The 19,628-nt window shown below is 71.6% G+C and carries 12 protein-coding genes, 3 tRNA genes and 1 pseudogene; 7 read left to right on the forward strand and 9 right to left on the reverse strand.

The genetic code is table 11. The features are described 5' to 3' along the window. Positions 1 to 22: 22 nt before the first annotated feature. Positions 23 to 1,462: a sialidase family protein gene (locus tag ABZ887_RS42485; RefSeq protein WP_361302765.1), complete on the reverse strand. Its 1,440-nt coding sequence runs from the start codon at positions 1,460 to 1,462 to the stop codon at positions 23 to 25. A 241-nt stretch (positions 1,463 to 1,703) separates the two neighbouring features. Then, positions 1,704 to 2,837, reverse strand: coding sequence for a serine hydrolase domain-containing protein (locus tag ABZ887_RS42490; protein ID WP_361302768.1), 1,134 nt, complete (start codon positions 2,835 to 2,837; stop codon positions 1,704 to 1,706). A gap of 159 nt (positions 2,838 to 2,996) precedes the next feature. On the opposite strand from ABZ887_RS42490, the gene ABZ887_RS42495 reads away from it, so the two are divergent. From ABZ887_RS42495 to ABZ887_RS42505, 3 genes and pseudogenes are all read left to right on the forward strand, one after another. After that, complete coding sequence (locus ABZ887_RS42495) at positions 2,997 to 4,895, forward strand: histidine kinase (protein WP_361302771.1); 1,899 nt, start codon at positions 2,997 to 2,999, stop codon at positions 4,893 to 4,895. Then, positions 4,880 to 5,002: pseudogene (locus ABZ887_RS42500) on the forward strand (DNA-binding response regulator); the annotation flags it as partial. The gene ABZ887_RS42495 and the pseudogene ABZ887_RS42500, both read left to right, overlap by 16 nt. A 99-nt stretch (positions 5,003 to 5,101) precedes the next feature. Continuing rightward, positions 5,102 to 6,367 (forward strand): alpha/beta fold hydrolase, encoded by a 1,266-nt coding sequence (locus tag ABZ887_RS42505; protein WP_361302774.1) that lies wholly within the window; start codon positions 5,102 to 5,104, stop codon positions 6,365 to 6,367. 353 nt (positions 6,368 to 6,720) lie between these two features. Here the strand turns inward: ABZ887_RS42505 and ABZ887_RS42510 are convergent. The 3 genes from ABZ887_RS42510 to ABZ887_RS42520 all read right to left on the reverse strand — a co-directional run bounded on the left by ABZ887_RS42510 (position 6,721) and on the right by ABZ887_RS42520 (position 7,137). Next, a tRNA-Ile gene (locus ABZ887_RS42510) sits at positions 6,721 to 6,797 on the reverse strand. Positions 6,798 to 6,986: 189 nt separating this feature from the next. Further along, positions 6,987 to 7,059: transfer RNA gene (locus tag ABZ887_RS42515), tRNA-Asn, on the reverse strand. Between the two features lie 5 nt (positions 7,060 to 7,064). Next, positions 7,065 to 7,137: transfer RNA gene (locus ABZ887_RS42520), tRNA-Asn, on the reverse strand. Between the two features lie 144 nt (positions 7,138 to 7,281). Between ABZ887_RS42520 and ABZ887_RS42525 the strand changes: the two genes are divergently transcribed. The 4 genes from ABZ887_RS42525 to ABZ887_RS42540 all read left to right on the forward strand — a co-directional run bounded on the left by ABZ887_RS42525 (position 7,282) and on the right by ABZ887_RS42540 (position 13,042). After that, a complete protein-coding gene (locus ABZ887_RS42525) occupies positions 7,282 to 7,587 on the forward strand; it encodes a YtxH domain-containing protein (protein WP_361302777.1) in 306 nt (101 codons plus the stop codon). A 174-nt stretch (positions 7,588 to 7,761) separates the two neighbouring features. Further along, positions 7,762 to 9,216, forward strand: coding sequence for an FGGY family carbohydrate kinase (locus ABZ887_RS42530; RefSeq protein ID WP_361302780.1), 1,455 nt, complete (start codon positions 7,762 to 7,764; stop codon positions 9,214 to 9,216). Positions 9,217 to 9,380: 164 nt separating this feature from the next. Then, entirely contained in the window at positions 9,381 to 11,114 is a 1,734-nt protein-coding gene (locus ABZ887_RS42535) for an ABC transporter ATP-binding protein (RefSeq protein ID WP_361302783.1), read from the forward strand. Next, entirely contained in the window at positions 11,114 to 13,042 is a 1,929-nt protein-coding gene (locus ABZ887_RS42540) for an ABC transporter ATP-binding protein (RefSeq protein ID WP_361302786.1), read from the forward strand. Before ABZ887_RS42535 ends, ABZ887_RS42540 begins: the two co-directional genes overlap by 1 nt. A gap of 253 nt (positions 13,043 to 13,295) precedes the next feature. Here the strand turns inward: ABZ887_RS42540 and ABZ887_RS42545 are convergent, their stop codons facing one another. The 4 genes from ABZ887_RS42545 to ABZ887_RS42560 all read right to left on the reverse strand — a co-directional run bounded on the left by ABZ887_RS42545 (position 13,296) and on the right by ABZ887_RS42560 (position 19,456). Then, positions 13,296 to 14,609 (reverse strand): RNA polymerase sigma factor, encoded by a 1,314-nt coding sequence (locus tag ABZ887_RS42545; RefSeq protein WP_361302789.1) that lies wholly within the window; start codon positions 14,607 to 14,609, stop codon positions 13,296 to 13,298. Between the two features lie 103 nt (positions 14,610 to 14,712). Next, entirely contained in the window at positions 14,713 to 16,629 is a 1,917-nt protein-coding gene (dnaG, locus tag ABZ887_RS42550) for a DNA primase (RefSeq protein WP_361302792.1), read from the reverse strand. A gap of 125 nt (positions 16,630 to 16,754) precedes the next feature. After that, positions 16,755 to 18,017, reverse strand: a complete 1,263-nt coding sequence (locus ABZ887_RS42555) for an FAD-dependent oxidoreductase (protein ID WP_361302795.1) — start codon at positions 18,015 to 18,017, stop codon at positions 16,755 to 16,757. A 158-nt stretch (positions 18,018 to 18,175) separates the two neighbouring features. Next, on the reverse strand, positions 18,176 to 19,456 hold the full coding sequence (locus ABZ887_RS42560) for a deoxyguanosinetriphosphate triphosphohydrolase (RefSeq protein WP_361302798.1): 1,281 nt from the start codon (positions 19,454 to 19,456) through the stop codon (positions 18,176 to 18,178). Positions 19,457 to 19,628 lie beyond the last annotated feature (172 nt).

Genomic DNA, 19,628 nt, shown 5'->3' on the forward strand with positions numbered 1-19,628 from the left:
CAAGCTCGCCTTTGTCCGGGGGTCAGGCGCGGGGACGGCGAACAGCGGCGGTGAAGATCTGCGCGCGGCCGGTGCGCGTGTCGGTCCAGATCGGGTGGAGGACATCGCCGGGAGCAGCGGCCAGTCCCTGGTAGTTGCCGAGCCAGTGGGTGCTGCCGGTGTCGATGGCCTGCCGGGGATCGAAGGCCCGCGTGGTGACGCGCAGGGGCGGCCCGAAGGCAGGTTGCGTGGATGCTGCTCGCACCGGGTCCGAGATGTGGAGCAGGACGTCCATGTGCAGTGTTGCCAGGGACAGTGCATAGAGGGAGATCGCGATGCGGTGGTCGTCGGCGATGGCGACTTGGGGTTGCAGGTAAACCGTCTCGTCACTGGCCGCCACGGTCATCGGTGTGCTCCACGTCGGGGTGGGGTCGGTGGGGCCGGCCGATGTCGCCAGCAGCAGTCGCGACATGCCGGTCACGTCATCGAAGCCGGTGACGGCCGCGCAGACGAGACCGCCGTCGGCGGCAGCCGCGAGAGCCGGGCCGCTCTTCGCGGTGACGTCTCCCAGACCCGGCGCCATGGCCGGTATCTCGGCCACCGTGCACGGCTCCGTGAACGTCTCGCCGTGGTCGCCTGAGGTGACGGCTCTGATGAGCACGTCACCACTCGGAGAGGGGGTGAAGTAGGCGACGGTGAGCGAGCCGTCCGGTCCGGCCGCGGCGACGGGGGCGACAGCCCTGGCGCCTGCGGCAGGATCAAGTACACGCGGGGGCTGGAAGGTCCGGCCACCGTCGGTGGAGCGGGCGACGACCACACCCTCGTCGGCGGTGCCGTACACCCCCGCGGCGAGGTACAGAGGCGCGGATGCGCGGCGGCTTCCCGTGCCGAACGTGAGGCTGGGATGGTCCACCAGCCCAGCACCACCCGCGATCGCCGTGGCCGATGGCCGGAAACCGCGCCCACCGTCGTCGCTGCGCCACATCAGGACATCACCGTGGCGCGGCGGCCCCTGGGTGGCCACGACGCAGCACACGAACGCACGGCCACGGCTGTCGAAGGCCACGGTCGGATTGCCGTCGAAGTCCGGTACCAGGCCGGGCAGCAGGCCCCGCGCGCGCCAGGTGCTGCCGCCGTCGAACGACGTGTACGCGGCTACACCGATGCCGGATCCGACGAACACCCGGCAGACGGCCAGGAGGTTACGCGGATCGAGTGGATTGACCGCGACGACCGGTTCGATGCACGCGGCGAAAGCATCATCGGTGACCCGTGTGTTGCCGGGCGCCTTGACTTCTTCCCGTCTCGCCGGCCTCGTCGTCCGTGGCAGATTGCGGGCCGCCATCCACGACAACACCGACACCGGCACACCAGCGAAGGCCCGCCGCGACACGAATCGATCGAATGCTCCCATGGCAAAGGTCCCTTCTGGCCCGCCGATCGCCGCCTCGGCGAGGGCATCCGGCTTACACGTCGAGGTCATGGCTGATGGTGCGCGCCTCACCGCGCCTTGTCATCGACCCGTGGTAGGCCGTCCGTGGTCTGACGGAATGCACCAAGAGTCATCCGCGGGAACGAGTGACATGCCACGGGTCCTGATCAGCGGACTGGCAACTCTGAGGGGGAGCCGATTACCGGGTGGCCGAATTCCAGGAGCGCCATCAGCCCACCGTTTCCGACAGCTACCTCGTTGCGGGCCAGGCAGGGAGTTCGGCCGTTGGTGGCTACGAGGGGCACAGGGCGGCGGTCATCAGGGCGAGGGCCGCGGGGCCGGCGTCGGCGTCGGTGCCCCAGTCGGTCCAGTCCACGGTGACCTGGCGGGTGCCGTCGAGAGTGTGGAAGGAGACGGTGCGGTAGCCGGGAGTGCCGCCGCTGTGGCCCACGATCGTGCCGCAGGGGAGCGTGGCGATCTCCAGGCCGAGGCCCCAGCCGCCGCCGCTGGGGTCGGCGGTCATCTCGCGCAGCTCGACCGGGCGCAGAAGGCCGCCGCTGAGCAGGGTGCGGAAGAAGTGGTCGAGGTCGGCGGTGGTGGAGATGATCTCGCCCGCGGCGCCGGCGACGGACATGTTGACGGTGGTGTAGTCGACCGGGACGAGTGTCCCGTCCGCATTCTTCACCGGTTCGTAGCCGTGGGAGTGGGGCCCGGTGAGGAAGGGAGAGGAGCCCGGCAGGCGGGTGTCCCGGAGTCCGAGGGGCCGGATGATGCGCTGGTCGATCTCGGTGCGGTAGGAGCGGCCGGTGACCTTTTCGATGATCATGCCGAGCACGATGTAGTCCGTGTTGGAGTAGTGGTGGTCGGTGCCCGGCGGGAACAGCAGAGGGCGGTTCTCGTTGCCGTCCTTGACGGCCCGTCGGGCCAGTTCGGCGGGTGTCCAGGTGCGGAAGCGGTCACGGGGGACGTCGCCGTCGAGCAGTCCGTCGGTGTACTCGGGCAGGCCGCTGGCGTGCTGGAGCAGATCCCGGACCGTGATCCGGTCGCCTCCGGGGGCGGAAACGAGGCCGGGGAGCCACCGCTCGGCGGTGTCGGACAGGCGCAGCCGCCCCTCGCCCACCAGCTGGAGCACCACGGTGGCGGTGAACGTCTTGGTGACGCTTCCGGCGCGGAAGCGGCCGTCGACGGGGGCCGGTTGCCGGCCGTCGAGCCTGGACTTGCCGCTGCTGCCGCGCCATACGGCATCGCCCTGCCGGACCTCGGCGACCGCGCCGACCGCGCCGGTCGCCGTCACCCGGTCCAGCGCCGCCTGCAACGCGGTTCCGTCCGGTACCACGGCGGGCGGCGCGGCGACCGCACCGCCCGCCGCGGGAACCAGCGCGCACACCGTCAGCAGTGCCGACACCCCGAATCGTGAGCCCCTCACCGTTCTCCCGCCCTCACTGTTCCCTGTGATCCCCGTCGTACTGGTGTGGACGATGGTGCCCGTCCACACCAGTACGACAAATCCACCCGGGGACGAAGAGGTTTCCCTGAACAGCGGTCCGGCCACCCCGAGGCCGGGATCAGGGGCACGGGAGCCGTCGTGCTCACGCTGGCCGTCGCCGCGATCCCCGCCGTACATGGTGAACCGCCGCACTACGTGGCGGGGGTCGCGCTGACGGCCGGTGGGGTGGTGGCGGTCGTCTGGGCGACGGGCCGCTCCCGTCGGCACCGGTCGGCCCGCCGGTCCGCGCTGGCGGACTACGAGGCGAGCACGGCGGCGGTCCCGCTGTTCGCGGCGCTGGCGGAACGGGACCGGCTGGCGGCGGAGCTGCACGACGTGGCCGCGCATCGGCTGACCGGGATCGTGGTGGCCGCGGGCGCCGCGCTCAGGCTCGCCGACCGGGAACGGACCGGTGACGCGCTGCGCCACGCCGACGAGGCGGGCCGGGAAGCCGTCCGCGAACTGGAGCGCCTCACCGAGCTGGACACGACCGCGGCCGGCTTCACCGAGGTCGACGCGCTGGCCGCCGCGCACGCGGTGGATTACCGGCGCACGGTCGACAAGGCACCGGTCGGCAGTACGGAAGCGACGTACCGGGTCGTCCGGGAGGCGTTGACCAACGCGGCCCGGTACGCCGAGGGCGCGACCGTGCGCGTCCGGATCGAGCCGACGGACGACCAGGACAAACCCGTACAGGTCGACGGCGATCACCTGTTCGTCGTCACCGTCACGGACGACGGCGGTACGGCCGTCGAGCCGGGCCTCGGGACCGGGCGCGGTCTCGCGGGGCTGGCGGCCACCGTCACCGCGACGGGCGGGACGTTCCGCGCGGGACCTGTGGGGCAAGGCCGTCGAGAGGGCTGGCGCGTGCGGGCCTCGCTGCCTGCGGCGACGGTTCTTCCCCGCCGCCGGCGGCCCCGGTGGCGTGGGACGGCCGCGCTCGACTACGCGCTGGTAGCCCTGGCGATCGCGCTGTCGCTCGGTGCGAGCCTGCTGTCGGCCGACGTACCGGCTCCGTTCGGCGGTTTGCTGCCCGCGCTGGTGACCGTCGTGCTGTCGGGCCTGCACGCCGTGCCGCTGGCCTGGCGTTCACGGTCGCCCGGCCGCGCGCTCGCGGCGGTGCTGTCGGCGCTGCTGCTGTGGTGGGCCTGCGACCGGGCGGGCTGGACCCAGCCGCCGGTGAGCGACATCTTCCTGGTGTACGGGTGGGTCGAGCTGACGCTCGTCCACAGCGTCGGGGTGCGTCTGCCGTGGCGCCGAGGCCTGCTCGCGCCGCTCGCCGTGGCCGCCGTGGGCGGGCTCGCGCTGGCGAGCGGCAGCGGCATCACCGGCAGCCGTACCGCGGCCTGGGCCGTGCTGGCGGGCGTGCTGGCCCTCCCCGCCCTCGCCGTCTGGTCGTGGGGGCGCCGGACCGCCCGGCGGCATGAGCGGCTGTGGGCCGCGGACGCCCGGCGGCGGGTCCTGCTCGACGGGGACGCCGACGCGGCGGTGTCCGCGCAGCGTCTGCTGTTCGCCACCGGGCTGCGGGACACGGCGCTCCGGCACGCGCGGGCGGTCGTCGCCGCGGCGGAGGAGGGGGATCTGCCGGCCGTGCGGGAAGAGGCCCGCGCGGGACTGACCGCGCTGCGGGACCTGCTGTCCGGGCTGCGCGCAGGGGACGACGCCGACGACGCCCCTCCGCCCACCGTCTCCGGGATCACCGCGCTGGCCGCGCGCTACGGCGCCGTCGTCCGGTACGTCGGAGCACGCCGCCCGCTGCCCGCCGCCGTGGAGGTCTTCGCGTACCGGACCGCCTCCGCGCTCATGGCCGTGGGCGCCACCCTCACCGTGCGCACGCTCCCCGACGGCGTGGAGGTCTCCGGTCCGGCACCCACCGTCCCCGATGTGGAGCGGCGGCTGCGCGCCCTCGCGGACGCCGCCGGCGGTACCCTCTCGACGACCGACCGCGGTGCGGTCCGCGTGTGGCTCCCGGAGGCGTTCCCATGGCGATCAGAGTGACCGTCGCGGACGACCAGGCCGTCGTACGGGCCGGGATCGCGGCGATCCTCGACGCGGAACCCGACCTGTGCGTCGTCGGGCAGGCGGCGGACGGCGACACGGCGGTCGAGTGGGGGTGACACCCCGCCGCAGGGCGGCCCTCGCACGCGGCGGGACCGTCCCTGAGCTGGACGGATCGCCCGCGTCGGTTTCCTAGCCTCGAAGGCATGTCACCCATACTTCTCCACCGTGTCGCCGGCGGCGCCCTGCTGTTCCTGGCGCTCTTGCTGACCCCTGCCGTGGCGGTGGCCGGCTTCCTCGCCGCGGCGTTCGTCACCGCGAGCGTGCCGGTCCTGGTCATCGTCGGTCTCGTCGGCGGTGCCCTGGCCGGCGGACTGCTGGGCCGGACGGCGTTCGCCCTGTTCGGCCTCGCCCGCCGCCCGGCCCGGCGGGCGACCGCGTTCCTCACGGCCGGCCTGACCGTGGCCCTCGCCGTCCTCGCCGCCGTCACCGTCCTCCGTCCGATGCCCACCACGACGGCCGCCCCCGCCCCGCCCGGCGTGCGGTTCTGGGATCTGCCGACCGGTTCACGCATCGCCTATGTCCATGCCCCCGCCACAGGCAAGGCCAGACCGACCCCGGTGATCTTCCTGCACGGCGGTCCTGGCACCCCCGGCGAGGGCGTCCCCACCGGGGGCCGTGAACTCGCGGCGGACGGCTTCGACGTCTACTCCTACGACCAGCTCGGCGCCGGCCGCTCCACCCGGCTGCGGAACGTCACCGGATACACCGTCGCCCGCCAGGTCGCCGACCTGGAAGCGATCCGGCGCACACTCGGCGCCGACCGGATCATCCTGGTCGGCCAGTCCTGGGGCGGATCACTCACCGCCCAGTACCTGGCCGCCCATGGCGAACACGTCGCCAAAGCGGTCTTCACCTCGCCGGGCGCGCTGTGGGGCCGTCAATACCCCGGCTCCAAGGCCGGGGAACCCTGGAACCGCCTCTCCCCCGCCCAGAAGGCCCGGCTCGACCGGCTGAACAGCGCACCCCGCATCATCGCGGCGAGCCTGCTCCTCCAGATCAACCCCGGCGCCGCGCACGCACTGGTCGGCGACCGCGAGGTCGACCACTGGATGCACGAAGTCGCCCTCCAGGGAAAAGACAGCACCTCGTGTGAGGACGCTTCGCCCACCACGGCGCACGACAACCCTCAGGGCTTCTACAGCAACCAGATGACCGTCAGGGACTTCGAGAAGCTCCCCGACCCCCGGCCCCGTCTGCGCACCCTGCGCATCCCCTCTCTGATCATGCGAGGGGAGTGCGACTTCATCAAGCCCGCCGTGACCGCCGAGTACCAACACACCCTCGCAGGCTCCGAGTTGGTGACCGTCAAGGGCGCCGGACACTCCATCTCGGGCGAACAGCCCGGCCGCTACACCGCACTGCTGCGGGCCTTCCTCCTGGACGAACCGCTGCCGACGGGCACCGGCTGAGTCCGGAACGGGCGGTCGGGTCGGGTCGGGGAGAGCTTTCTGGGACAACAGGCCCGTGCCGCGCAACCTGCCAAGGGGGGGCAACGAATCGTCCCGGACGAACCGTCGGCCTGGACACGGCTGCGCCGCCCCGGCCCCCGTACGGCCCCTGGGTCTTGGCATCCACCCTCAGAGCAGTCGCCCGGGCGGCGAGCGACAACGGAACTCGTCTACTCCGCCGCAGGTCAGTGGGGCTTGGGCTCCTCCGAGCACCGCCGGACCCCAAACCCAGGAGCAGCGGATTCAGTCCGTTCAGGCAAAGTTGACGTTCCAACACCCAAAACGGAATGTTTCCGCAGGTCACAGCCCTGCGCTGGTGGGGCGGGTGGGACTCGAACCCACGGCCGACGGATTATGAGTCCGCTGCTCTAACCGGCTGAGCTACCGCCCCATAGCGGCGTGTCGCGTACATGTGTGCGCGCCGTCTGCCGCAGCATAGCCGCTCATACGATCTCCTGCCTCGGCTGGTCGGCGAACTGCGACGTTCATGACCTTGAGGACATCCGTGCAGGCCCGGCGGTTCCCGCGGGCACGGGACGGACATGAAAAAGGACCCCAGCAGGGGTCCTCGTTCAGCATGCTCCCCCGACTGGACTCGAACCAGTAACCTGCCGGTTAACAGCCGGCTGCTCTGCCAATTGAGCTACGGAGGACCGAGCTCCCCCGACTGGACTCGAACCAGTAACCTGCCGGTTAACAGCCGGCTGCTCTGCCAATTGAGCTACGGAGGAATGCCTCGTTGCATCGAACGCACCTACCTGGGTATTCGCCAGGGGGCGGGCGCTCGCTGCGACACATACATTAGCGCAAGCAGGGGGGTGCTCCGCCAATCGGTACTCCCCACGAGACTCCCCCACGAGGGAAGGGTGGCCGTCATGCGCTACAAGCTCACGTTCGTCGTCGGGCTCGCTCTGGGTTACGTGCTCGGTACCAGGGCCGGACGGGAGCGATACGAGCAGCTGAAGAAGTCGGCCCGGCAGGTCGCCCAGAACCCGGCCGTCCGCAACACCGCCGAGACCGCCGCCCAGCAGGGCCGCGTCTACGCCGGCAAGGCCTTCCACACGGTCAGCGTGAAGGTCGGCGACCACATGCCCGACTCGGTGGCGGCCCGGGTCCGCTCCCTGCGCGACCGCAACCCGAACGGCGCAGCCGAGGACGACTGGGGCACCAGCAACACGTAGGCACACTTTTCGACCCGCCCGTCGGCAACCCCCCAGGGGCGCGGGGCCGTATCGATTTGCGGCTCCGCCGCGTGGGCGCGACCGGCCACGACGCACCCGCACACGAAGCCCGGCCCTCACCCCAACGGCGCCCGTCGGCCGAACCACAGCGGAGCGTGCGGCAGAATTTCGGGCATGGGGATAGTCGCCGGGTTGGACAGCTCACCCGATTTCACTCGCATCGTGGTCTGCGACGCGGACACCGGTGCGGTGCTCCGCCAGGGATACGCACCGCACCCGGTCGACACGCCGGACGGCGCGGCGCGCCCCAGTGACGTCGACCCGCAGGCCTGGCTGCTCTCCCTCGGCGAGGCCGCCGGGGGCGGGCTCCTGGAGGGCGTGCAGGCGATCGGCGTGTCCGCGCAGCAGAACGCGCTGGTCCCGCTGGACGCGCAGGGCAACACCGTCCGTCCGGCGATGGTCGGCGGCGACAAGCGCGCCCAGGTCGCGGCCGCCGATCTCATCGACGCGCTGGGCGGCCGGGAGGCCTGGGCGCAGGCGGTCGGGTGCGTGCCGCAGGCCGCACAGCCCGTCACCAAGCTGCGCTGGCTGGCGAAGACCGAGCCGGAGAACGCCCGGCGGACCGCCGTACTGCTGCAGGCCCACGACTGGCTGGTGTGGCAGCTGCTCGGGCGGCCGGTGCGCAGGACGACCGACCGGGGCGGGGCGTCCGGGACCGGGTACTGGTCCGCGGCCACCGGCGGCTACCGGCCCGACCTCGTCGAACTCGCCCTGGGGCACCAGACGATGCTGCCCGAGGTGATCGGGCCCTCCGACGCGGCCGGCACCACCCCGGAGGGGCTGCTGATCTCCGCGGGGACCGGCGAGACCATGGCCGCCGCCTTCGGCCTCGGGCTCGGGTTCGGGGACGCCGTGGTGTCGCTGGGCGCCTCGGGGTCGGTCATGGCCGTGCACACGGAGGCACTCGCCGACACCTCCGGGATGATCACCTCGCTCGCCGACGCCACCGGCATGCACCTGCCGGTCGTCACCACGCTCAACGCGGTACGGGCCCTGCGCGGTACCGCCGAGCTGCTCGGGCTGGCCGATCTGGAGAGCCTCTCCGACCTGGCGATGAAGTCGACGCCGGGCTCGCACGGGCTGGTCATGCTGCCGTACCTGGAGGGCGAGCGGACGCCGAACCTGCCGCACACCGCGGGGACACTGGCCGGGCTGCGCCGGGAGTCGATGCGGGCCGAGCATCTCGCGCGGGCCTCCTTCGAGGGCATGCTGTGCGGGCTCGCCGACGCGCTGGACGTGCTGCGCAACCGGGGCGTCGGGGTGCGGCGGATCTTCCTGCTGGGGCAGGCCGCCGAGCTGCCGGCCGTACAGGCGGCGGCGCCGATGCTGTTCGGCGCGCAGGTCGTCGTACCGCAGCCCGCGGACTACGCGGCGATCGGGGCGGCCCGGCAGGCGGCCTGGGCGCTCGGGGTCTCGCAGGGGACCCTGGACCCGCGTACGCCGCCCGTGTGGCAGGGCGCGGCGGCGCAGGTCCTGGAGCCCGGTGACGAGCTGGCCGTCGGGCAGGCGGTCCGGCAGCAGTACGTCTCGGTGCGGGAGCAGACCCATCCGGGAGCGTTCCGGTCGTAAACGGCGCGAAACGTACGCCTGTGGATGCCCGGGTGCGTCCGCTGTCGGGTTAATCGGTTGAGGTAACGCGGGTGGAGTGTCGGACGATAGGGGCCTAGGGCAAGCGACCCGCCTTTTTCCGGGCCAGCGACCCCGCCCCCACCGCCGACTCCGAGAGACGTAGCGTGCTCATACGACTTCTGCGGACCTATCTCAGGCCCTACAGGAAACCCATCTCCATCCTGGTGCTGCTGCAGTTCCTGCAGACCTGCGCCACCCTCTACCTGCCCACGCTCAACGCACACATCATCGACAACGGCGTCGTGAAGGGTGACACGGATTACATCCTGTCCTTCGGCGCCCTGATGATCGGCATCTCGCTCGCACAGGTCGTGTGCAACATCGGTGCGGTGTACTACGGCGCCCGGACCGCGTCGGCGCTCGGCCGGGACGTGCGGGCCGCGGTCTTCGACCGGGTGCAGTCCTTCTCGTCACGTGAGGTGGGTCACTTCGGGGCGCCCTCGCTCATCACCCGTACGACGAACGACGTACAGCAGGTCCAGATGCTGGTCCTGATGGCGTTCACGCTGATGGCGTCGGCGCCCATCATGTGTGTCGGCGGCATCGTGCTCGCCCTCGGCCTGGACGTTCCGCTGTCCGGGGTACTGGTCGCGGTCGTACCCGTGCTGGGTATCTCCGTCGCCCTGATCGTGCGCCGGCTGCGGCCGCTGTTCCGGGCCATGCAGGTGCGGCTCGACACGGTGAACCGGGTGCTGCGCGAGCAGATCACCGGCAACCGGGTGATCCGCGCGTTCGTGCGCGACGAGTACGAGCAGGGCCGGTTCGGGAAGGCCAACAAGGACCTGACCGACATGCAGCTGGCCACCGGCAACATGCTCGCGCTGATGTTCCCGATCGTCATGACGACCGTGAACGTGTCCTCGATCGCCGTGGTGTGGTTCGGTGCCCACCGGATCGACAGCGGCCAGATGGCGATCGGTGACCTGACCGCCTTCCTCGCCTACCTCATGCAGATCGTGATGTCCGTGATGATGGCCACCTTCATGTTCATGATGGTGCCGCGCGCGGAGGTCTGCGCCGAGCGCATCGAGGAGGTCCTGGACACCGAGTCCAGCGTCGTCCCGCCGCTCGCACCGGTCACCGAGCTGCGCCGGCACGGCCATCTGGAGATCCGGGCCGCGGGCTTCTGCTACCCGGGTGCCGAGGAGCCGGTGCTCAAGGCCGTCGACCTGGTGGCCCGGCCCGGCGAGGTGACCGCCGTGATCGGCTCCACCGGCAGCGGCAAGTCCACCCTGCTCGGCCTGGTGGCACGCCTCTTCGACGCCACCGACGGCCAGGTCCTGGTGGACGGGGAGGACGTCTCCGGCCTCGAACCGAGGCTGCTCGCGAAGACCGTCGGCCTGGTCCCGCAGAAGCCGTACCTGTTCGCGGGGACGGTGGCGACCAACCTGCGGTACGGCAATCCGGACGCCACCGACGAGGAGCTGTGGCAGGCGCTGGAGGTGGCGCAGGCCAAGGGCTTCGTCTCCGATCTGGAGGGCGGGCTCAACGCGCCCATCGCGCAGGGCGGTACGAACGTCTCGGGCGGCCAGCGGCAGCGGCTCGCCATCGCCCGCACGCTCGTGCAGCGCCCGGAGATCTACCTCTTCGACGACTCCTTCTCCGCCCTCGACTACGCGACCGACGCCGCCCTGCGCGCCGCGCTCGCCCAGGAGACGGCCGAGGCGACCGTCGTCATCGTCGCCCAGCGGGTGGCGACCATCAGAGACGCCGACCGGATCGTCGTCCTCGACGAGGGACGTGTCGTCGGCACCGGCCGCCACCACGAACTGATGGCCGGCAACGAGACCTACCGGGAGATCGTGCTCTCCCAGCTGACGGAAGCGGAGGCTGCCTGATGGCCGGGCCCATGGGACGCATGATGGCCGGGGGCGGCCCCGACACGCGCTCGATGGACTTCAAGAACTCGGGCAAACGGCTCCTCGCCCGGTTCAAACCCGAACAGTTCACGATCTACCTGCTGCTGTTCTGCGTGGTCGTGAGCGTCACCCTCAACGTGATCGGCCCCAAGATCCTAGGCAAGGCCACCGACCTGGTCTTCGCCGGTGTCATCGGCAAGCAGATGCCGGCCGGCTCCACCAAGGAGCAGGTCCTGGCGGGCATGCACGAGCGCGGCCAGGACACGGTCGCCGACATGCTCAGAAGCACCGACTTCACCCCGGGCAAGGGCATCGACTTCGGCCAGGTCGGCGACGTCCTGCTCTTCGCGCTCTGCACGTACCTCGTCGCCGGCCTGCTGATGGCGGTGGCGACCCGGATGGTCAACCGGGCCGTCAACCGCACGATGTACCGGATGCGCGAGGACGTCCAGTCGAAGCTGTCCCGGCTCCCGCTCTCCTACTTCGACAAGCGGCAGCGCGGCGAGGTGCTCTCCCGCGCCACCAACGACATCGACAACATCGGCCAGACGCTCCAGCAGTCGATGGGCCAGCTCATCAACTCGCTGCTCACCATCGTCGGCGTGCTCGCGGTGATGTTCTGGGTGTCCTGGATCCTCGCGCTGGTGGCCCTGGCCACCGTGCCGCTGTCCTTCCTGGTCGCCACCCGCATCGGCAAGCGCTCGCAGCCGCACTTCGTGCAGCAGTGGCGGACCACCGGCAAGCTCAACGCCCACGTCGAGGAGATGTACACCGGGCACACCCTGGTGAAGGTGTTCGGCCGGCAGGACGAGTCGGCGCAGCAGTTCGCCGAGCAGAACGAGGCACTGTACGAGGCCGGGTTCAAGGCGCAGTTCAACAGCGGGGTCATGCAGCCGCTGATGATGTTCGTGTCGAACCTGAACTACGTGTTGGTCGCGGTGGTCGGCGGCCTGCGGGTCGCGTCCGGCGCCCTGTCCATCGGTGACGTCCAGGCCTTCATCCAGTACTCCCGGCAGTTCTCGATGCCGCTGACCCAGGTCGCCTCCATGGCCAACCTGGTGCAGTCCGGTGTCGCCTCCGCCGAGCGGATCTTCGAACTCCTCGACGCGGAGGAGCAGACGGCCGACCCGGTGCCGGGCGAACGACCGGCGGAACTCCGCGGCCGGGTGGCCCTGGAGCACGTGTCCTTCCGCTACGACCCGGAGAAGCCCCTCATCGAGGACCTCTCCCTGACGGTCGAGCCCGGCCACACGGTCGCGATCGTCGGCCCGACGGGCGCCGGCAAGACCACGCTGGTGAACCTCCTCATGCGGTTCTACGACGTCTCCGACGGCCGGATCACCCTCGACGGCGTCGACATCACCCGCATGTCCCGGGACGAACTCCGCGCCGGGATCGGCATGGTGCTCCAGGACACCTGGCTGTTCGGCGGCTCGATCGCGGAGAACATCGCGTACGGCGCCTCTCGCGAGGTCACCCGGGGCGAGATCGAGGAGGCGGCGCGGGCGGCCCACGCGGACCGGTTCGTGCGCACCCTCCCCGAGGGCTACGACACCGTCATCGACGACGAGGGCACGGGCGTCAGCGCCGGTGAGAAGCAGCTCATCACCATCGCGCGGGCGTTCCTGTCCGACCCGACGATCCTGGTCCTCGACGAGGCGACGTCGTCCGTCGACACCCGTACCGAGGTACTGATCCAGAAGGCGATGGCCAAACTGGCGGACGGGCGGACGTCGTTCGTCATCGCCCACCGGCTCTCCACGATCCGGGACGCGGACACCATCCTGGTGATGGAGAACGGCTCGATCGTCGAGCAGGGGGCGCACGCGGAGCTGCTGGCGGCGGACGGGGCGTACGCCCGGCTGTACAAGGCGCAGTTCGCGCAGGCGGTGGCGGAGGTGGACTGAGCGGGTGCGGTGCGTCGTGGGCGCGGGCGGGGGGGGTTCACTCGCCCGCGCTTGCGGGGTGCCTCCCCCAGCCTTCGGCCGGGGGGACCCCCAGCGCCCACCCGTGCCGCCCCAGCGGCACGACTGCCCGCGGCTGAGAAGGGCGGCTGGGAAGGAGCGGCGGGCGAAGCGCCCCGTAAGGGGCGCGGGGCTGTATCGATTTGCGGCTGCCGCCGCGTGGGCGCGAGCAACCCCCACGCACCCGCACCCGGCGTCAGTCCAGATAGCCCCTCAGCTGGTCCGCGAAGGCGTGATCCCGCAGCTTGTTCAGAGTCTTCGACTCGATCTGCCTGATCCGCTCCCGCGTCACCCCGAAGATCCGCCCTATCTCCTCCAGCGTGCGCGGCCGGCCGTCGGCCAAGCCGTACCGCAGCTGGACGACCTTCCGCTCCCGCTCCCCGAGCGTGGACAGCACCGCCTCCAGGTGCTCCCGCAGCAGCAGGAACGCCGCCGACTCGACCGGGCTCGCCGCATCGCCGTCCTCGATGAGGTCGCCGAGGGCGACGTCGTCCTCCTCGCCCACCGGGGCGTGCAGGGACACCGGCTCCTGCGCCAGCCGCAGCACCTCGCCCACCCGCTCCGGCGCCAGGTCCAGGTGCGCGGCGACCTCGTCGGGTGTCGGCTCGTAGCCCCGCTCCTGCAGCATCCGGCGCTGGACGCGGACGACCCGGTTGATCAGCTCCACCACGTGCACGGGGACCCGGATGGTGCGGGCCTGGTCGGCCAGGGCACGGGACATGGCCTGGCGGATCCACCAGGTGGCGTACGTCGAGAACTTGTAGCCGCGGGCGTAGTCGAACTTCTCGACGGCGCGGATCAGCCCGAGGTTGCCCTCCTGCACCAGGTCGAGCATGGTCAGGCCCCGGCCGACGTACCGCTTCGCGACCGACACGACCAGCCGCAGGTTCGCCTCGATGAGGCGGCGCTTGGCCATGCGGCCCATGACGACCAGCCGGTCCAGGTCCAGCGCCAGTTCGCTGTCGAGGTCGGGGGCGCCGGCCAGCTTCTCCTCGGCGAACAGGCCGGCCTCGACGCGGCGGGCGAGTTCGACCTCCTCGGCGGCGGTGAGCAGCGGGATACGGCCGATCTCGCGCAGATACTGGCGGAACAGGTCCGAGGAGGGGCCGGCGGTGTCGGCGCGGGCGGCGGCGCGCGACGCGGCGGGCTCGGGCTCGGACTCGGGCTCGGACTCCGTGTCGGGGGCGTCGGCCGTGAGCTCCTCCGAAGCCGGGCCCTCCGGCTCGGTCTCGGGGTGCAGCGCGGCCCGGCTCTGCGGCGGTACGCCGGCATAGCCGCCGCTGTCGGCTTCCGGATCGTCCGTGAGCGTGCTGCTGCTGTCTGTCTGGGTCAGGGTCTGGGTCTGCACGGGGGCGACCTCCAGGATGATCGCTGCCAGGGGGTGCGGCAGCGGTACTTCGGGAGCGGAGACGACGGCCTCGCCGCTGTCCGTCCCGTACGCGATGAGTGGAACGGCGGGGGTGTAGGACCCGTCCGGGACGGGCCGGCCGCGCTCCGAGGACTCAGGCACCGCCCCCAGTGTGGGGGAAGACACATCGCCGCCACGAGGGGCGTGCGGTGACTTTTTGCGTCCGGTCCGTGACCGCGCGGTTATCCCGGCGGCCGAGCGGGGCTCAGAGGGCGGCCGGGCCCTGCTCGCGCAGCGCCTGCCCGTACTGCTGGAGGACCCACAACTCGTTCTGCACGGAGGTGAGTTGGGCGGGGTCGCCGCCGTTGCCGAGGCGGGTGAGGGTGATCTGGATCTCGTGGATGCGGCGGTCCACGGCCCGGCGGCGGACGGTCACGAGTTGTTCGCCCGCATAGTTCTCGTCGACGGTGCGGCGCATGATCGCCTCGACGGCGAGCTCGGTGACCATCGCGCGGACCGCGTCGTCGGCGGCCGCATCGCGGACCCGGACCAGGTACTCCTGCGGATCCTGCACGCCGTACTCGGCGCCGCCCGCCTCCATGATGGTCTGGCGTACGGCCGCGTAGGGCTCGGCGGTGAACTCGTCGATGCCGTACGCGTCGAAGGCCGGGGAGACCAGCTCGGGGCGCTGGAGGGCGAGCTTCAGCAGCTCGCGCTCGGTGGCGAAGACGGCGTTGCGGAGGTTGAGGGCCGGGCCGGACACGGCCGGGCGGGAGCCGCCGGTGTCGTACGACGGCTGCTGCGGGCCGCGCCCCGGGGCGGAGGTCCGGCCCCCGCCGCCACCCTTCTCACGGGCCCAACGGGCCAGCTGGGCCACTCTCTTCACCACGAACTGGGTGTCGAGGATGCCGAGCATGCCGGCCAGCTGGACGGCGACCTCGTGCTGGGCGCCGCTGTTCTTGATCCGGGCGACGATCGGCGCCGCCTCGTCGAGGGCGGCCGCGCGACCCGCGGGCGTGTCCAGGTCGTAGCGGGCGACGATCTGGCGGAGCGCGAACTCGAAGAGCGGGGTGCGGGGTTCGGCCAGGTCGGCGACCGCCTCGTCGCCCTTGGCGAGGCGCAGTTCGCAGGGGTCCATGCCGTCGGGGGCGATGGCGATGTACGTCTCGGCGGCGAACTTCTGGTCGTCCTCGAAGGCGCGCAGGGCCGCCTTCTGCCCGGCCGCGTCACCGTCGAAGGTGAAGATCACGCGGGCCGAGCCGTTGTCCATCAGCAGCCGGCGGAGGATCTTGATGTGCTCGCCGCCGAAGGCCGTGCCGCAGGTGGCGATCGCGGTCGTCACCCCGGCCAGGTGGCAGGCCATGACGTCGGTGTAGCCCTCGACCACGACCGCGCGGCTGGCCTTCGCGATGTGCTGCTTGGCGAGGTCGATGCCGTAGAGGACCTGGGACTTCTTGTAGATCGCGGTCTCGGGCGTGTTGAGGTACTTGGGCCCGTTGTCGGCCTCGTAGAGCTTGCGGGCGCCGAAGCCGACGACCTCGCCGCCGATGTCCCGGATCGGCCACATCAGGCGGCCCCGGAACCGGTCGATGGGCCCGCGCCTGCCCTCCTGCGAGAGCCCCGACAGCAACAGCTCCTTGTCGGTGAAGCCCTGGCCGCGCAGATAGCGGGTGAGGTGGTCCCAGCCCTGCGGGCTGTAGCCGACACCGAAGTGGACGGCGGCGGCCTGGTCGAAGCCGCGCTCGGCGAGGAAGAGCCGGCCGGTCTCGGCCTCGGGGCTGGTGGCGAGCTGCTCCGCGTACCAGACAGCGGCGGCCTTGTGCGCCTCGACCAGCCGGATCCGCTCACCGCGCTGGTGGGCCGGGTTGTACCCGCCCTCCTCGTAGCGCAGGGTGATGCCGGCCTGGGCGGCCAGCCGCTCGACCGCCTCCGAGAAGGAGAGATGGTCCACCTTCATCACGAAGGTGAGGGTGTCGCCGCCTTCCTGGCAGCCGAAGCAGTGGAAGAGTCCCTTGCTCGGGCTGACCTGGAAGGACGGCGACTTCTCGTCGTGGAACGGGCACAGTCCCTTGAGGTTCCCGCCGCCCGCGTTGCGCAGCTGGAGGTACTCGGACACGACGGCGTCGATCGGGACCGCGTCCCGTACCGCCTTCACATCCTCGTCATTGATCCGTCCGGCCACGGATGAATTCTACGGGGGTGCGGTGACAACTCCGGCGAGCCGGAGCGCCCCTTCAGGGGCGCGGGGAACTGCGCGACCAGCCCCCACGCACCCTTACCCGCGAGACGGCAGAACCCGGCAGCCCCCTAGGCGAGCGATTCCAACGGCACATGGGGGTCGGCCAGAGCGTCGAGATCCACCGGCGCCGCGGAGCGGATCAGCTTCTGGATCTGCTCTGTGACATCCCACACGTTCACGTTCATCCCGGCCAGCACCCGCCCCTCCTTCACCCAGAACGCGATGAACTCCCGCTTCCCCGCGTCCCCCCGGATCACCACCTGGTCGTACGACCCCGGCGGCGCCCACCCGCTGTACTCCATGCCCAGGTCGTACTGGTCGGTGAAGAAGTAGGGCACCCGGTCGTACGCGACGTCCTGCCCCAGCATCGAGCGGGCCGCCGCCGGGCCGCCGTTCAGCGCGTTGGCCCAGTGCTCCACGCGGAGCCTCGTGCCGAACAGCGCGTGCGGGAAGGCGGCCACGTCGCCGGCCGCGTAGATGTCCGGGTCGGACGTCCGCAGCCGTTCGTCGACGACGACGCCCCCGCCCTGCGCCCGGTCGGCCAGCTCGAGCCCGGCCGCCTCGGCCAGCCCGACCCGCGGCGCCGCACCGATCGCCGCGAGCACGTCGTGCGCCGGGTGCTCCTCGCCGTCGTCGGTGCGCGCGGCGAGCACCATGCCGTCCTGGCCGACGATCTCGGTGAGCCGCACCCCGAAGCGGAACCGGACCCCGTGCTCCTCGTGCAGCTGCGCGAAGACGTTGCCCAGTTCGGGTCCGAGGACGCTGTGCAGCGGGGTCTGTCCGTGCTCGATGACGGTGACCTCGGCGCCGTACGTCCGGGCCGCCGCCGCGACCTCCAGGCCGATCCAGCCGGCGCCCGCGATGACCAGGTGCCCGTTGTCCCGGCCGAGGGCGGCGAGGACGCCCTTGAGGCGCTCGGCGTGCGCGAGGCGGCGCAGGTGGTGGACGCCGGCCAGGTCGGTGCCGGGGATGTCGAGGCGGCGGGGCTCCGCTCCGGTGGCGAGCAGCAGCTTGTCGTAGCGGACCAGCGTGCCGTCGTCGCCGAACCGGACGGTCTTCGCGGCGCGGTCGATGCGGTCCACGGTCTGGCCGAGGTGCAGTTCGATGTCGTGCTGCGCGTACCAGGCGGGCTCGTGCACGAAGACGCTGTCGCGTTCCTCCTTGCCGAGCAGGTATCCCTTGGAGAGCGGCGGGCGCTCGTACGGGTGGTCGCGTTCGTCGCAGATCAGTATCACCCGGCCGCTGAAGCCCTCGGCTCGGAGCGTCTCGGCCGCCTTCGCGCCGGCGAGTCCGCCTCCGACGATGACGAAAGTCTGGTCCGCGTCGACCACTTGATGCCTCCTCGTAAGGGTGCCGCCACATATGCCGCCCACATGCGCCGCACTGTGAGCCTCCCGCACGCAGCGTGATGCGGGAAGAGGGAATGACCCCCGCTGACGCGATCTTGCCCCGATCAGGCCACCGAGGGTCGCAGAGAGTCACAAAGTGTTCACATACGTCCCGTCAGTCGCGCGTGCAGCGACTGCGCGGAGGCGTCGGTGAGCGACGCGATCTGATCGACGATCACCCGCTTGCGGGCGTGGTCGTCGCCGGCCGCGTCGAACAGCGCCCGGAACTGCGGGTCGAGCCCGTCCGGCGCGCGGGCGGTGAGCGCCTCGGCGAGTTCGGCGACGACGACCCGCTGGTCGGCGCGGAGCCGCTCCTGCTCGGCGCGTTGCATGACGTACCGGTGGGCGATGGCCTTGAGTACCGCGCACTCCATTCGGGCCTCGCGCGGTACGACGAGTTCCGCGCCGTACCGGGTGAGCCGGCCGGTGCCGTAGGCCTCGCGGGTGGCGCCCTCCGCGGCCAGGCAGAACCGGCCGATGAGCTGGCTGGTGGCGTCCTTGAGGCGGGCCTGGGCGACCGCGGTGCCGTCGTAGCCGTGCGGCCACCACTCCTCGTCCTGGAGCCGGTCGAGGGCGGCGGCGAGTTCGGCGGGGTCGGTGCCGGCGGGCACGTACAGGCCGACGGCGACGGCGAACACCGCCTGCCGTTCCGGCTCCGCGTGCAGGCAGTTGGGGTCGATGTGACCGGCGTGCAGGCCGTCCTCGACGTCGTGCACGGAGTAGGCGACGTCGTCCGACCAGTCCATGACCTGCGCCTCGAAGCAGGTGCGGGTGCCGGGGGCCTCCTTGCGGACCCAGTCGAAGACCGGCCGGTCGTCCTCGTACACACCGAACTTGGGCGAGGCCGGGGCGGTGGGGTGCGCGCCGCGCGGCCACGGGTACTTGGTGGCGGCGTCCAGGGCGGCGCGGGTGAGGTTGAGGCCGACGGAGCCCTCGGGGGTGAACCGCTTGGGCTCGATGCGGGTGAGGAGCCGCAGGGACTGGGCGTTGCCCTCGAAGCCGCCGCAGTCGTCCGCGAACTCGTTCAGCGCCTGTTCGCCGTTGTGGCCGAAGGGCGGGTGGCCGAGGTCGTGGGAGAGGCAGGCGGCCTCCACGAGGTCGGGGTCGCAGCCGAGGGCGGCGCCCAGCTCCCGGCCGACCTGGGCGCATTCGAGGGAGTGGGTGAGGCGGGTGCGGGGGCTGGCGTCCCATGCCTGGGCGGGGGTGCCGGGGGTGACGACCTGGGTCTTGCCGGCGAGCCTTCTCAGGGCGGCGGAGTGCAGGATGCGGGCGCGGTCGCGCTGGAAGGCGGTGCGGCCGGGGCGTTTGTCGGGTTCGGGGGCCCAGCGGTCGGCTGACGCCGGGTCGTAGGCCGAAGAGGGTGCGGGTGCGGGGACTGCCATGGTTCGACAGTACGGGGCGGTAGTGACAAATGGGTGTTTGGTGCGCCTACTCGCCTGCCGGGTTGGGTTGCGATTGCGAGTGCGGGTGCGTTGTGGTTGATCGCGCAGTTCCCCGCGCCCCTTAAGGGGCGCGGGGTCCCACCCCCAACCTGGTCTCGGCGCGGGGCCACCC

Source organism: Streptomyces sp. NPDC047061, from assembly GCF_040643955.1.
Lineage (GTDB): Bacteria > Actinomycetota > Actinomycetes > Streptomycetales > Streptomycetaceae > Streptomyces.

What these genes read in the sequence shown, in the direction of transcription:
- ABZ887_RS42485 (WP_361302765.1), bottom strand. Translation starts at nt 1,462, where the DNA reads ATGACCTCGACGTGTAAGCCGGATGCCCTCGCCGAGGCGGCGATCGGC.
- ABZ887_RS42505 (WP_361302774.1), top strand. Translation starts at nt 5,102, where the DNA reads ATGTCACCCATACTTCTCCACCGTGTCGCCGGCGGCGCCCTGCTGTTC.
- ABZ887_RS42525 (WP_361302777.1), top strand. Translation starts at nt 7,282, where the DNA reads ATGCGCTACAAGCTCACGTTCGTCGTCGGGCTCGCTCTGGGTTACGTG.
- ABZ887_RS42530 (WP_361302780.1), top strand. Translation starts at nt 7,762, where the DNA reads ATGGGGATAGTCGCCGGGTTGGACAGCTCACCCGATTTCACTCGCATC.
- ABZ887_RS42540 (WP_361302786.1), top strand. Translation starts at nt 11,114, where the DNA reads ATGGCCGGGCCCATGGGACGCATGATGGCCGGGGGCGGCCCCGACACG.
- ABZ887_RS42560 (WP_361302798.1), bottom strand. Translation starts at nt 19,456, where the DNA reads ATGGCAGTCCCCGCACCCGCACCCTCTTCGGCCTACGACCCGGCGTCA.